Genomic DNA, 15,132 nt, shown 5'->3' with positions numbered 1-15,132 from the left:
TAGCGATGAAAAGTTACCTATTTTTTTTGCGTTTTATTCTTGTTGCCACAATACTGACGAAAGGGTTCGTTATGGTACGGGCACAAAGCGGTGATCAGATATTGGATGGAATCGGTGAAACGGGCATGATCGCGCGATATGTATTTAACGGAGATCTGAAAGATTGGTCCCGCAACAACCTGCATGCTACAGCCGGCCAGCATGCTACTTTTGTCAACGACAAGCGCTTTGGAAAAGTGCTGTCGCTATCGGGTGAAAAAAATGATTTTATACAGATCCCTGCCGATGCATTGACCGATATGGAGTCATTGAGTATCTCGGGTTGGATTTATTTGCGTTCGAAAAAAGAAGGCCAGGTTTTATTTGACTTTGGAAAAGATGCGCATAAGCATTTCTTTGCGGCTCCTTCGGGAACGAATGTTCAAGCTGGATTCCAAAGTGTACTGACTACAGGAGAAAATAATCAAAAAGGAGCTATCGCGCCGGCATTGGCATTGAATAAGTGGGTTTACCTGACGATCGTGGTGGATATTCCCGCTAAAACGATGACGACTTATGTAGATGCTGTACCAGTTGGTGAATCGAAGCAAATACCGCGTGAATTGACGGAAGTGTTTGGATCATCCGGAGATAAGAATAAATTGTATATCGGAAAATCACTTTTGGCAGGATCGCCGACATTGGATGGTATGTTGCATGATTTTCGGATCTACCGTGTTCCGTTGAGTAAAAATCAGCTTACGGGGATTTATACCAATTCGCAACGTGGAGTAAGCAATCGTGCTGTAAATGTAACTAAGGTAGAGGATAATCTGCCTGAATTTCCATTGACGCAAGCGCAACTCTATAATGCATACTTGCTTGCTGTCCCGGATGTGCAGGTGGAAACGGCATTGGGAGATTTGCCACGTTTGCCAAGCTATGTACCGGGCACCTATAAAGAGGGGGTGATCGGTCCCAAAGTACGGGTATTATGGCCTTCGCCAGCGGATAACAGTACCGTTCTGGAAGCCGGACGTTATACCATTACGGGCCGTGTTCCGGGAACAGCGATACAGCCTAAAGCAATCGTGACCATAAAGGCCGGAAAGACCGCTGCCGCACCAAAGTTGAAGCTGGAAGCTTTTGATCTTAGTCAGGTTTCTTTGCAAGCTGACGCGCAAAATCAAGAAACAAAATTTATTGAAAATCGGAATAAATTTATCAAGACTTTGGCGGTTACTGATCCCAACTCTTTTCTCTATATGTTTCGCGATGCATTTGGACAGCCACAACCGCAGGGCGCTAAACCGCTGGGGGTATGGGATAGTCAGGATACCAAACTTAGAGGTCATGCGACGGGTCATTATCTGACTGCGATCGCACAGGCTTATGCAAGTACCGGATATGATAAAACATTGCAAGCTAATTTTGCCGGGAAAATGAACTACATGGTCAATACGCTGTATGACCTGGCTCAATTGTCGGGTAAACCGCAGCAGGCAGGCGCTGCGTCCGTAGCTGACCCGACCGCCATCCCTTATGGTCCCGGTAAATCAACCTATGACTCGGATCTGAGCCGCGAAGGAATCCGCACGGATTATTGGAATTGGGGAGTGGGCTATATTAGCGCGTATCCACCGGATCAATTTATTATGTTGGAAAAAGGGGCGAAATATGGGGGACAGAAAACACAGGTTTGGGCGCCCTATTATACTTTACATAAAATTTTGGCCGGCTTAATTGATATCTATGAAGTGAGCGGCAATGAAAAGGCGCTTCAGGTGGCCACGGGTATGGCAGACTGGGTGCATGCGCGGCTTAGTCAGCTGCCAAAGGAAACGCTGATACAGGTGTGGAATACGTATATTGCCGGCGAATTTGGAGGAATGAATGAGACATTGGCACATCTTTACCGCATCACCCATAAGGAACATTATCTGAAAACCGCGCAATTTTTTGACAATATCGATATGTTCTTTGGTAATGCGCAGCATGCACATGGATTGGCTAAGAATGTCGATACTTTTCGTGGATTGCATGCCAATCAGCATATTCCACAGATTGTGGGAAGTATCGAGCTATATCAGGTTTCCAATCTGCCGGAATACTACCGGGTGGCCGACAACTTTTGGTACAAAGCTGTAAATGATTACATGTACAGTATAGGCGGGGTCGCGGGCGCGCGCAATCCGGCCAATGCGGAAGTTTTTACAGCAGAACCGGCTACCTTATATAAAAATGGTTTTTCCGAAGGTGGACAGAATGAAACCTGTGCAACTTACAATATGCTGAAATTAACAAGCAACTTGTTTCTTTTTGACCAACGCACCGAATATATGGATTACTATGAACGCGGATTGTATAACCATATTTTAGCTTCTGTGGCTGAAAATACGCCGGCTAATACGTACCATGTGCCTCTGCGACCGGGAGCAATAAAGCAATTTGGGAATCCCGATATGACGGGCTTCACCTGTTGTAATGGTACTGCAATCGAGAGTAGCACCAAATTGCAAAATAGTATTTATTTTAAAAGCAGGGATGATCAGGCTTTATATGTCAATCTATTTATTCCTTCTACTTTGGAATGGACCGAACGGAAGGTGACTGTAGTGCAGAAAACGAGTTTTCCAAAGCAAGACGAGACGGAGCTGACCATAAAAGGGAACGGCAAATTTGATCTTTATGTTCGTGTGCCGGGCTGGGCAACTAAAGGATTTTATGTGACTATTAACGGTAAAGATCAAAAAGTACAGGCAGAGCCGGGAACGTACTTGAAATTGAGCCGCAACTGGAAAAACGGTGATCGTATCAAGCTCAAAATGCCTTTCCAGTTTCATTTAGATCCGGTTATGGATCAACAGAACATTGCCAGTTTATTTTATGGACCGATCTTATTGGCGGCTCAGGAACCCGAGGCGAGAAAAGACTGGCGTAAAGTGACGCTGGATGCAAAGGATATCAGCAAATCTATCACAGGTGATCCGCAAAGTTTAGCGTTTAAGATTGATGGGGTTGATTTTAAACCATTCTATGATACCTACGGACGACACTCGGTTTATCTGGATGTTACATTGAAATAATTGCACTATATGCTAAAATTTTGAGGGGTACTTTGCTTGGCGAAGTACCCCTTTTTTTACAAATACAAGCCATAAAATTATTCCCACTCACTTTTCTTGCTCCATCTCAACCGATCAATTGGCTGAGATCATAGTCGTGATGGTTGACGATCATTTTTTAAATGATGTCTGACTGTTGCCTTTGGTTACAATCGAAGCGCGATTGGTTAAATTCGGACTGAAATCAGACCTGATTCTACGTTAACTTCGAATATCAGTTAACAACTAATATCAATTAACCAAATTAATCAATCATGAAAAACGCAGGTCTTTTATTAGTCCTAGTGCTTCTCCTTTCTGTCGATTTATTTGCACAACAGGTAACAGGCGTTGTTCGGGATGTTTCGGGAAGTGCAATGGTAGGAGCTACGCTGAGAAATTTGTCTACGCAGATAAGTGCGCAAACGAATGGCAAGGGGGAGTTTACGATGGTAGCAAAATCAGGCGATATTATCGAGGCAAGCTTGCTTGGATATGAATCAAAGCGACTAACGGTCAGTTCGGAATCACGGCTAAATTTTGAATTGAACGCCACATTTTCCACGTTGGATGAAACCGTTGTCATTGGCTATCAAAAAGTCTCCCGAAAGAAAGCCACCGCAGCGATTTCCAGCATCTCGGGAAAAGAACTGGCGAATCTGCCGGCGGCAAGTTTTGACCAGCTTCTTCAGGGACGTTTATCGGGGGTAAATGTTCAGAACTTTACAGGGGAACCTGGGGCAACCCCCACAGTTCAGGTACGTGGAAATACAAGCTTAAATCGAGAGTACGATGAATTTAGTGTCGGAAATGCACCTTTGTATGTCGTTGATGGCGTTCCTCAGCCACCGCAACAGTACACTTCGCCGGTAACGGGAACGGGAACAAATTTTATAGCTGGCATAAATCCGCAGGACATTGAAAGTATCGATGTACTGAAAGATGCTTCTGCTGCTGCCATCTATGGATCAAGGGCTTCCAGTGGTGTGATCCTGATCACGACTAAAAAAGGGATCAGCAGGGAGCCACAGGTGATGGTTTCGGCCTATACGGGATTGACACAACGGCCGGAATTGCGGGATGTGGCATTGGGGGCCGAAGAGCGAAGGCAAAAGATGCGCATCTTGGAAGAATTACAGCAATATCGTCCTGACATTGAAAATAGAAATATATCTCTTTTGCTTACCGATAGCTTAAATCCCGCTTTTAACGGATCAACCGATTGGCAGGACATGTATTATCGGAAAGGGATGGTGAACAATGCTGATCTGAGTTTGAGCGGCGGCGGCCCGGGAGGATCCAATTATCGTTTCAGTGCCGGATTATATGATGAGCAGGGAATTGTCAAGGCTACGGGGTTCAAGCGCTATTCAACACGGTTGAACTTAATGTCCAAAGCGCTGAATGAACGCTTGATGATCAATCCGATTGTAGCTTATTCGCGAACGGAGCGTACCCGGGCTGGCGGCGGCGGAGTTGGAGTGACGGCCAGATACACGCCTGCATCGTATTTCAACCTGAGTGAAACGCGAAAAAATTATCTTCTTGGGATGTACAATGATGATTCGGATGTAAATACGGGAAATCAATTTACATTCAACCTGAATCTAGGGTATGATTTTTCAAAAGAGTTAAAATTTACATCTCAGACTTCTTATATCTATTCAAACAGTAGGCGTGATGTGAGCACACCTTCTTCCGTGGCTAATTTTACCGGAAACAGACAGGATGTCTTTTCCGATAATCAAGTCAATGTGCTGTCCTCTAATTATTTTAGTTATAATAAAGAATTTAATAAACATAGCCTGAGTATGATCTTGGGCAGTGACCTGGAATACAATCAATACCGGTCTGTGGGGGCAGGTGCTTCCAATGGTGCTTCGGACCAGATTAAAGTCATCCAGGGATTTCAGCAACGTTATCTCACTGCTTTTTCCGATTACCAGGCTTACAGTATGGCTTCTTTTTATTCGCGGCTGGCTTATGACTATGATTCCCGTTATTTGCTGTCAGCAAGTATACGCGGGGATGGTTCATCTCGTTTTGGGAATGGCAATAAGTGGGGGTATTTTCCTTCTGCTTCAGTTGCATGGTTGGTTTCGGAAGAATCTTTTATGAAAGACGGGCAGTCTCCGTTTTCCATGTTAAAACTCCGTGCCAGTTTGGGCACGACAGGTGGATTACCGGGCAATAATTATCTACAGTATAATCTTTACAGGGTCAACGCCGGAAATTTCTGGGGAAATGACAATGCTACTTCCTATAATGGTGTTACCGCTATAACACCCAATCTTGTCGATGGGGTGGCGCAGCCCAATATCAGCTGGGAGCGCTCCATGCAATGGAATATTGGTTTGGATGGTGAGATTGCCAATGGACGGTTTTCTTTTGCCTTTGACGTTTTTAATAAGGAAAATAAGCAATCTTTATTTGATGTGGCCCTGCCTGTGACAACCGGATATGACCGGGCATTGACCAATTCGGTGGGCGTCCGTAATTATGGCGCTGAGGTGGTCTTGATGGCCAATCCGCTGCCAAGAACCAGCCCTGTGCAGTGGTTCAGTCGCCTGAATGTCTCCTATGTGCGGAATAAAATTATGAACCTTCCTAATTCGGGCCGGGATTTGGTGGTCTCCGGTTCCCGTTTTGATAAAACACATATTTTATCGGTGGGCAGCCCGATCAATACCTTCTACTTGTACCAGACTTTGGGAATCTATTCCACGCTCAACGATATTCCGATCAATCCCCTGACAGGTGATCGCTATAATGCCGGTGGAAGTGCCTATGCGCCGGGTGATATGTGGATCAGGGATGTGGATGGAGACTATATGACCGATCCTTTCAATGATGGCATAAACCCTGATAAACTTCCGCTCGGCGATCCAAATCCTAAATTCACGGGCGGCTGGACAAATAATGTGACCTGGAAGAATTTCAATCTTGGCATACTCTTCACCTTTTTGTTTGACAGAGATGTGCTCAATTTATATCAATCTGATCTATTTGAGAACGGTGCTGCGACCAATTCCACCTATGATTTTGCACGGTATGCAACACCAGATTTTAGTAAGATCAATATCTGGCGTCAACCGGGCGATCGTGCAGATTATCCGGCTTACCCTTTAGGATCCTGGCGCTACTATACGGTGGCGGGTCAGACATTTTTCATGGATAAAGGAGACTATTTCAGAGTGAAAAGTGTGAGCCTTTCTTACAGTCTGCCCAATCGTTTAGTATCTGGATGGGGGATGAAGAGTATTCGGATGTACGGCATCGTGGATAATTTAATGATGTTCCAGCGTTCGAAAAGATTACCGGATGCCGAAGCTGTAAATTATTATGGTGAATATGAGGGCAATGGTTATCCAATCCCCAGAAAGTTCACGTTTGGTGTGGAGTTACAATTTTAATCAGCGCATTATGAAAACATTATTTATAATCAATTATTGGAAGTTGGTGCTGCTTTTGGCTATCGGCCTGAGCTGCGTGTCGTGCAATAAATTTTTGGAAGAGGAGCCTCGAAATTCCACTTATAAGGAGGTGTATTGGAAAGATCCAAAAGCAGGAGAAAGTGCGATTGCAGGTAATTATGCGCTATTGAGGAACGCCCTGATGGATGGTTTTTATGGCGTTGGAAACCGCTATTATATCTACGGGGATATGACGCCAGATATTTATATCGGTATCAATCGGGATAGCTACAGCCATCCTGAAATTGGAAAAGGCAATTGGACCAGCAATTATTTTGCGCAGTCTTATGGCAATTGGACCGTATTTTATAAAACAATAGCCATGTCCAATATCATTCTCAAAGAAATGCCTTTGGTACCGAATGATATTTTGATCCTAGAACAGACAGATCCGGAGGCTTTCCGAAAAAAAATTATGGGACAAGCTTATTTTATTCGGGCGTTTTCTTATTTCATGCTGACCAGAATCTGGGGGGATGTACCGCTGGTAACCGAGGCATATGATGATCCGATTAATGCGCCTCACCTGGGTCGTACCCCCCGCATTGCGGTGATGAAACAGATCGAGGAAGATTGCCGTCATGCGATCGGCTTATTGAGTTGGGGCTATAAAACAACCGCAGAACGCGCTGTTACGGCAAACAGAGGTTCGGCTTATGCCCTAATGGCACATCTGTACCTTTGGCGGGCGACGACAGCAGATCTGGCATCAAATACACCGATAATGGATGACGTAACGCGTGCCGACACGACAATCAATACCTTGCTCGCTCAAGGTGGGTATACACTTGCCGATACCGCTAAATATGCGGATGTTTTTAAAGGGAGATCGAGCGAGGGTATTTTTGAATTAAATGTCAGTGAAAATACGCTGGAAGGCTCGAGTGCACATATCGGGATGAAATTTTTAAATAGTGACTATATTCCGACTTATGCTGCAACAGCCGATTTTTTCACCAAACCGGCTTATCTGAGCAGTCATTTTTACAAGATCGAAGAGAAAGAGGACTGGGTATGGCATGAAGATATCAGGCAATGGGTCTGGGAAACTGTACAATCTCGGGGGCTTGATACATTGGATGTACGCTTCAAAAATAATTTTGTCAATTATACATCGGATAAACCTGTATGTATTAAATACAGCAATATTGTCTTTCGGAATCCGGGACAGCAGCTTGAACCTTATAACAGTAATAATTTGATTTTATTTCGGTTGAGCGATATTAAATTGCTGCAGGCGGAAATAGCCCTCTATCAAAATAATCCCGGTCGCGCGATTACTATCATCAATGCGTCAAGAGCGCGCTATGGCGCTGATCCCTCGAGTTTATTAAAACCTAGCCTGACAAAAACGGAAGTCATGAAAGAATATATGATCGAACGCGGAAAAGAACTGTATCTGGAAGGTCATCTATTTTTTGATATGATTCGCACGCGGACCTACTCGGATCATATCACTTGGCTGAGCGAGGCCCGTTTTAAACAAGGTGGTTTTTTCTGGCCGGTAGATCCCCGTTTATTTAGTGAGAATAGACTTTTAGTTCAGACAGCATACTGGCGCGGAAAGATTTAATGATAGATTTAGAAACTTAAAATCTTTAGAAATAATGACTAAAATAATAAAAAAGACCTGTGCATATCTATTGTTTGCCCTGTTGTTTTTTCAGGTATTGACCTCATGCTCGAAAAACGATTATATCAACGATGGCGGTATCCATCAAGCGAAAGTTAATATGAGCACCTATGATTATCTGGCATCGCATCCAAAATTTGATTCGCTGGTGCGGATCATTGACCGTGCGAACTTAAAAGAGTTGGTGAACAGTGATATCACCTTTTATGCAACGACAAATTGGGGGGTAGCGGACTATGTGAGTGCTAAGAAACAACAGCGTATCGCAGAGGTAGGCGATGAAAATATTTCCTTTTCCATTGATGATATTGATCCAAAAAGATTGGATTCTTTGAAGATATATATGTTTAAAGGAAAGGTGGAACGTGATAAGCTGGATATTAATGGTGCATACTTTGCCAATTTGTTTGGACCTATCCCCGGGGTTCGATTTCAGTTGGGATTGAGACGAACGAGAGATTATAGTTCCTATGTGGACTATGTTGACTATTTATATTACACGAAAGTGAATGGAACGCTGGATTCGGAGGAACCTGATCAAAATACGATTCCGGAAGCAGCGCGAGATGTGCGCGTAGATGTACAGACTTCGGGGATTATCACGACCACGGGTGTCATACACGTGTTGCACGGTGATCATCGTTTATTTTTTAATAAAGAAAAAATGGCTTCCAACTAAGTAGGAGGGATTAAAAAAATATATGTCAATGAAAATGAATCATATAACAAGGTACACGATCCTATTGGGAATAATGATCGGTATAATCATCTCCTCCTGTTCAAAAATAGAGGAGGGTTTTATAAGTGATACCATTCGATATCGTGACAGTGTGATCTATTGTAAGCGTGGAATGACGCTCACGCTTTCGGATCGGATAAATGTAGACGGATCGACTCCACCATTTGAATTCAAAATGTTAAATCTGCGGAATAAGTCGACGGGAGAGCCTGCACCGGAGGAATTCACAAAAATGTATGAAATTGAAGTTTTTAAGGAAGGCATGACTTTCAATGCGGCAACGGATACAACGGTCGCCCTGTTGAAAGCGAAACGTGAATTGAAGCAGGTAACTCCGATGGAATTTAGCCCCATTAGCGGACAGATTAGTTTTAATCGCGCATCTGCAAATTTACCACTAGGGGTCTATACTTTTGATTTGCAGGCAACGAACCGTAAAGGTACTAAGATCTATAAATCCTTTGCGGAGATCCATGTCATCGAACCTTTTTTGGAGGATATTTTTGAGTTGACTTATGCCTCATTGACCGGATCTAATGCTGCTGAGACGTTTACACCGGCTTATAATAATAACATCAAATTGACCTGTACCAAAGTCTCCGATGAGGGGGCGCGCGTGATCTTGAAAATTGTCGATAAGAATGGTCGCGCATGGGATCCAAGTGCGGGGCAGGTGATCAAACGTGGTGATCGTCCGACCTTTGAATCGCACGTTCGTTTCAATCCGGTCGTTGCGACAAACACGGCATTGGTATGTGACTATGAAGTGGCTCCGTTTCCCCTCACAAAATTTAATGATGGTAAGACCAATTGGGATTACAATATTTATTACCGTATACCGATGCGCTTTGCAGCAATGGATGGACATCCTAACCATAATATTAACCCAGTTTTTGGCTTTCGTGTCCTGATGGAGGGAACATTTGAGGTGGAAGTGAAGCTGACAAATGTGGCTGCAATTAATTCATCGGGACCACCTGCGACAGGATTGTAACCAAGTATAGCAGGTTGTATTGTTAAAGATCCTTTGCTGCTAATTACCCAAAGCGTCAAGTGTTAATTAAGCACTTGTGGCGCTTTGGGTAAAAAACGGTAATGAATGGTCAGTTTATAAGGATGTGCAGCTCGGATTATTTGCTATGTTTATGGTTTTACAAGATGCTGTTGAAAATATGAGAATCATTGAAAAAGAAACGATTGATGCTGTACTTAAATATGATGAATTGATTGAAGCGTTGCGGCAGGTTTTTCAGTCAGCTTTTACGATGCCCGTTCGGCATCATCACTTTTATCAAAATGCTGAGGGAATTGAAAATACGCTTATTTTAATGCCTTCCTGGACAGATACCTATATCGGAATCAAACAGGTTGTTGTTGCTCCCGAGAATCATCGTAAAAACCTGCCGGCAATACATGCCCTATATACTTTATTGGATGCAGTCACCGGAGAATTTTTAGTTCAGATGGATGCTGCCGGACTGACCTCCCGCCGAACGGCCTGTACTTCTGCTTTAGCGGCTTCTTATTTAGCTCGGGAGGATTCAAAAACCTTGTTAATTGTTGGCGGCGGGAAAGTTGCCCAGCATCTTGTGCAAGCACATTCTGTTGTCCGTCAGTATGACCAAATTTTGATCTGGACAAGAAATGCAACGAAAGGTGTAGAACTGGTATCCAGCTTACAACAGGCAGGATTTAGTAAGGTTGCATATGCCGATAATTTGGAAGAAGCTGTGGGTAGGGCAGATGTTATTTCTTGTGCTACGCTAAGTCATGAACCGCTGGTAAAAGGAGAGTGGATAAAGGCAGGTACACATCTGGACCTGATCGGGTCCCATACGCCTAAAACACGCGAAGTAGACGACATGGCTATATTGAAGAGTAGCATATTTGTGGATTCGCGAGCCGGCGCGCTACATGAGACGGGGGAGTTGGCGATTCCGATTGCATCTGGAATTCTTGATCCAAACAGTATCAAAGGAGATATTAAAGAACTTTGCTGTGGTGAGATTAGGGGAAGATCATCTTTGGAGGAAATCACTTTATTTAAGTCGGCGGGTTTAGCGATAGAAGATCTGGCTGCGGCTTTGCTCGTCTATCAGCACGTGATTTAAGGAAAAGAATCAATATTGAACTGGGGAGATTAAAGCGTTTTAACCTAACTAATGTTAAACTTAAATTATAAATTTAAAGTAATACACTTTCTGTACCAAATTGAACCGCATGACAAAAATGCCGTGATTATTTCTCCGGTATAGATGCGTAATCTGGACAATAGAGACTTTTTCTGAAACTCCCCGGTACATTTTTTTAAGAACTTGGAGAAATTGGAAGCGTCGTAGGTGAACAGTAAAGCAATGTTAGAGATGGATAGCTTTGAATCGAATGGAGAGTAAAATTATGTATAGGAGAAAAAGCCCGGCTTGGATAAACCAGCCGGGCTTTTCTTCCTATTGTTTTCAATAGGAAATTTCTAGTCAAATAGGGATTATATAATGACTACTTATGAAAATTTTTAAGCCTCTTATTTATCCTGGATACAACGTACCGGGTAAGCCGCACGTTTGAAATAATTCTGTACATCCCAAGAACCACTTTGGAATCCTCGGCCCTGATAAGCTCTATCATTACCGCCGACTTCCATATTTAACCAGTAAATAGCAGTTGCTTGTCTGAGACGCTGAGATCCGTCAACTGTTTCTCTATGACCATTTGCAGGAAAGCTTAATTTAATATCACTACTTTTTCTACTGGTCATAATATGTGCCGCTGTAAAGTCGGATAATCCAGCTGAAGTTCCTGTATTTGGAATCCAGTTTCCAATGGAAGTATGGCGGGTATAAGTTCCTAAACGGGTATATTCAGCTTGACTAGGTACTCTATCTCCTGTACCACATGGATCCAATGCTGCCTTTATAGGAGCCGCTGCGGTACCATTATTCCATGAACCGTCCGGAGCTGATGAAGTATCCCATCCCGGGATTGCAGCATCACCACTGTAAGCATTTGCCACTGCAGCCTGACGGCCCCATTGGTAGTAATTACCGTATAGTGCCTGTACAGAAGGAACGGCATCAGGATTATTGGTTGCAGGGTTTACATCGACCACACCAAGGTTAAAACGATCCCAACGATAGCCGGCGATGACAGCATAGCGTGCATCAGCAGCAGTAGCGCTTCTGGTGACATTGGACGCATTGACAAAACGGTCGCTGTTAAAACGTAATTTCATGGTGTAAGAAAAGCCCGGTTTTAAGCCTAGACCCGCATTTGAAAAATTAAAGCTTACCGCTTGCGCATTGACATCATGACCGATTTTGATCTGACCGCTTGGTATTGTTAATGCAATTGAAAAATTGGTTGACTGACTCTGGTTGACGATAAAAGTCCGTGCTGTTGCATTTAGATTTGAAACAGGGGGTACGTTTATCGCATTGGTAGCGGATAGGGTTTCGCCGGTACTCAGGTCGACAGTTGGGTTAGCGAAAGGTGAAACCCATTCAGCTTGTACCGGAACCTCCGAAAGGTAACCTCCTTTTACATAGTTTGCAGTACCAAATGTACCCGTCGCATCGCTATTGTCGACAAGCAGGGTCACACGGGTAAACATGTGCTGCAATGGTGTCGTCAACGGAGTCGGAGTATTGTTGCCGAGTATGGTGACGTCTTTTTCGATGGCATACATAAAGTCACCTCCATTCTCTTCATAGCTTGTAAAAGCGAAATTCACCTGACCTGCTGTATACAGGTTTGTTGTTGGAGCTGCAGGAGGAGGGGTGGTCGTAGAACCTAATGAATAGATCACAAAGGTATATTTATTACCCGCGATCAATTTATCCCCAAAGAATACCTGGGTTGAATCCGAAGCATCGCCAACGGACTGATCGATGTAGGTACCGTCTGTTTCATAGGCCACTACCCGATAGGTTACCGGACCTCTCAATGACAGCAATTTCGTTGCGGCCTTTTTACCGGTAGAAGCTTTAAGCCCGCTGTTACTTGGGGTATTTTCGGTCAGTTCTGCGGTGATGCTAAACGGTCCCGACTGAATTTCTTTTGTTATCGTTAAAGGTTCGGTTGCGCCGGCCTTTGCCGAAGCTTTCGCCACGGATATATTATCTCCGCCGAATTGGGCTTCAGTTAAAGCCAGTTTTATCCCTTTATTCACTTCAATAGTATTTTCACCTTTCTCCTTGCTACAGGAAACGGCAATTGCTAGAAAGACAATTAAAGCCAGTTTTGTCTTTATGATCTGATGCATTTTTTTCATAATTGTTTTAAATAATTTTTGATTAGTTCCACCATTCACAGCTACTCGGATCTTGGGTTTCTGATCCGCCGTTATTCCAGTCTGTTTCGCTAACGCCGGAGCCTCCTCCGGGTTGGGCTGACCCTGCCGAGCCTGCAGCCACACCTTCTTCCATCATCACCTGTAACCGCTCGATTACGGGTGTCACGTAGATCGCTTTTTCAGTTTTCTTTTTCATGTTCATTTTTATTATTTGGTTTATATTCGACATTTACTGAAACATGATACCCTGTTTAATCATGGATTAAATCCGTTGTATTCTGTTGATAAATGTTTTTTTTGAGCATAGATTTTATTTGTTAGTACTTTTCGTGATAACCTAAATTTAATGCTGTATGTTAATTTCTATTTCATTTAAATAATTAGTCAATATATCGCGTTCTTATTAACTGAAATATGGCTATCGTACCTAAAAAATATTGTACTCTTTTTGAACGGATAGATGAAGTTTGACAAAAAGAAATAATATTAAAATTACTTTAGCATTTCAGCTGTCGTACATTATGATGTAGAACTATAAACGAGTTTTTAGTTTTGTTATTTGTTTAATAGACAATAGATTATTTTAGTTATAAAGCGGTTTGTAATCAATAATATTTAGCAATGTTACAAAAGAATATGTGGAGTTTTGGCTGAAAATATCGACAGAACGGCAATAAAATTTATAATGTAGGTGTTCAGCTACGGGCGGTCTTTTCAAACAGCGGAATTTTCTATTTTAGCACACTTCTCAATTTGTGGAGAGGTGACTTCAACTATTAAGGGCGTAAAATACTCGGTTTGTTTTGAAATCATATTCATTGAGAAATGGATTTCGTTTTCCTGAATATGTCGACGATTGACTATTTTTGGAAGATCTAGAAAGAAAGCTCCGGCCGCTACCTGAATAGAGCTTGCAGTAGGATAGACCTTCCAGTGCCATTTGAACCGAAGATTGCGTTGAATGAGGAGCGGTATACCAATACTGGAACTAACCCGCCTTATAATTCCAAAGGCGCGGACATGCGCCAGTCTTTCAGATCGGAAATTCTATCCATCAAATATGTAAAGATTTCTCCCATTTAAATGGTAAAAAGAAGCAATTTTTGGTAAAGCCATCAAAAGGATTTGGCATTTCACATAGTTTTTACCTGCCATTTTTGATATAAGATGCTATTAATAAGAACATAAAAACTATTTTTGCAGAAAACAGACGATATTTGAAAATGGCTTTGCAAATAGATACATCTATTTTGATGCGTGTTGCTGAAGGAGATGAGGTAGCCTTCAAAGTGCTGTTTGATACCTATCGCCCAAATATTTATACAACCGCCTTGCGCGTTACTAACAACGAATGGATGGCCGAAGATATCGTTCAGGATACCTTCGTTAAAGTATGGATTCATCGGCAGCAGATTCCGGCAATTGCTAATTTTGAAACCTGGCTTTATGTGCTATCCAAAAATATCGCCCTGGATATCATTAAAAAGAAAGCACATTATAAAACCTATTCGCAGGAGGAAGCCAAAAACGCTTTACTTCGCGTTTATCCGGAGGCGGATTATTTGACTCAGGATAAAGATTTCAAGCGTTTGCTGGATGAGGCAATCGAACGGCTTCCGGCAAAACAAAAAGAAACCTATCGATTGATCCGGGAGCAATATCTAAAGCGTGAGGAAGCAGCCGAAATACTTCAGGTGTCGCCTGAGACAGTTAAGTCCAACCTTGATCAAGCAATGAAAAGTATCCGTGCGTATTGTACTGCCCATATGAAAGACATACCGCTGGTCCTGCTACTTCATTTTTTCTTAAAACATTTTTAATTTTTTTTTAACACCAATACCCCCAAAGTATTTCATCGATCGTCCTTTACTTAGATTGGCAGAAGAAGCATCAATTGATGATTATTCTTTTGCTCA

General features: G+C 42.8%; 9 protein-coding genes. 7 read left to right on the top strand and 2 right to left on the bottom strand.

All coding sequences use genetic code 11. The annotated features are described in order from the left end of the window. Positions 1–5: 5 nt before the first annotated feature. From B4G94_RS24730 to B4G94_RS24705, 6 genes are all read left to right on the top strand, one after another. Entirely contained in the window at positions 6–3,065 is a 3,060-nt protein-coding gene (locus B4G94_RS24730; protein ID WP_286862756.1) for a beta-L-arabinofuranosidase domain-containing protein, read from the top strand. A 293-nt stretch (positions 3,066–3,358) separates the two neighbouring features. Then, a complete protein-coding gene (locus tag B4G94_RS24725; protein ID WP_286862754.1) occupies positions 3,359–6,496 on the top strand; it encodes a SusC/RagA family TonB-linked outer membrane protein in 3,138 nt (1,045 codons plus the stop codon). Positions 6,497–6,506: 10 nt separating this feature from the next. Next, entirely contained in the window at positions 6,507–8,129 is a 1,623-nt protein-coding gene (locus tag B4G94_RS24720) for a RagB/SusD family nutrient uptake outer membrane protein (RefSeq protein ID WP_286862751.1), read from the top strand. 34 nt (positions 8,130–8,163) lie between these two features. Continuing rightward, positions 8,164–8,868, top strand: coding sequence for a hypothetical protein (locus B4G94_RS24715; RefSeq protein ID WP_286862750.1), 705 nt, complete (start codon positions 8,164–8,166; stop codon positions 8,866–8,868). A gap of 28 nt (positions 8,869–8,896) precedes the next feature. After that, positions 8,897–9,922: a DUF5007 domain-containing protein gene (locus tag B4G94_RS24710; protein ID WP_286862748.1), complete on the top strand. Its 1,026-nt coding sequence runs from the start codon at positions 8,897–8,899 to the stop codon at positions 9,920–9,922. Between the two features lie 178 nt (positions 9,923–10,100). Further along, entirely contained in the window at positions 10,101–11,039 is a 939-nt protein-coding gene (locus B4G94_RS24705; RefSeq protein ID WP_286862746.1) for an ornithine cyclodeaminase family protein, read from the top strand. A gap of 410 nt (positions 11,040–11,449) precedes the next feature. Here B4G94_RS24705 and B4G94_RS24700 read toward each other — a convergent pair whose 3' ends face one another. After that, on the bottom strand, positions 11,450–13,195 hold the full coding sequence (locus B4G94_RS24700; RefSeq protein ID WP_286862744.1) for a hypothetical protein: 1,746 nt from the start codon (positions 13,193–13,195) through the stop codon (positions 11,450–11,452). A gap of 22 nt (positions 13,196–13,217) precedes the next feature. Further along, a complete protein-coding gene (locus B4G94_RS24695) occupies positions 13,218–13,445 on the bottom strand; it encodes a hypothetical protein (RefSeq protein ID WP_286862742.1) in 228 nt (75 codons plus the stop codon). A 994-nt stretch (positions 13,446–14,439) separates the two neighbouring features. On the opposite strand from B4G94_RS24695, the gene B4G94_RS24690 reads away from it, so the two are divergent. Continuing rightward, positions 14,440–15,036, top strand: coding sequence for an RNA polymerase sigma factor (locus tag B4G94_RS24690; protein ID WP_286862740.1), 597 nt, complete (start codon positions 14,440–14,442; stop codon positions 15,034–15,036). Positions 15,037–15,132: the final 96 nt, after the last annotated feature.

This window comes from Sphingobacterium sp. UBA7625, assembly GCF_002484085.1.
In the GTDB taxonomy this organism is placed as follows: domain Bacteria; phylum Bacteroidota; class Bacteroidia; order Sphingobacteriales; family Sphingobacteriaceae; genus Sphingobacterium; species Sphingobacterium athyrii.
This window is presented reverse-complemented; position numbering and strand designations above follow the sequence as displayed.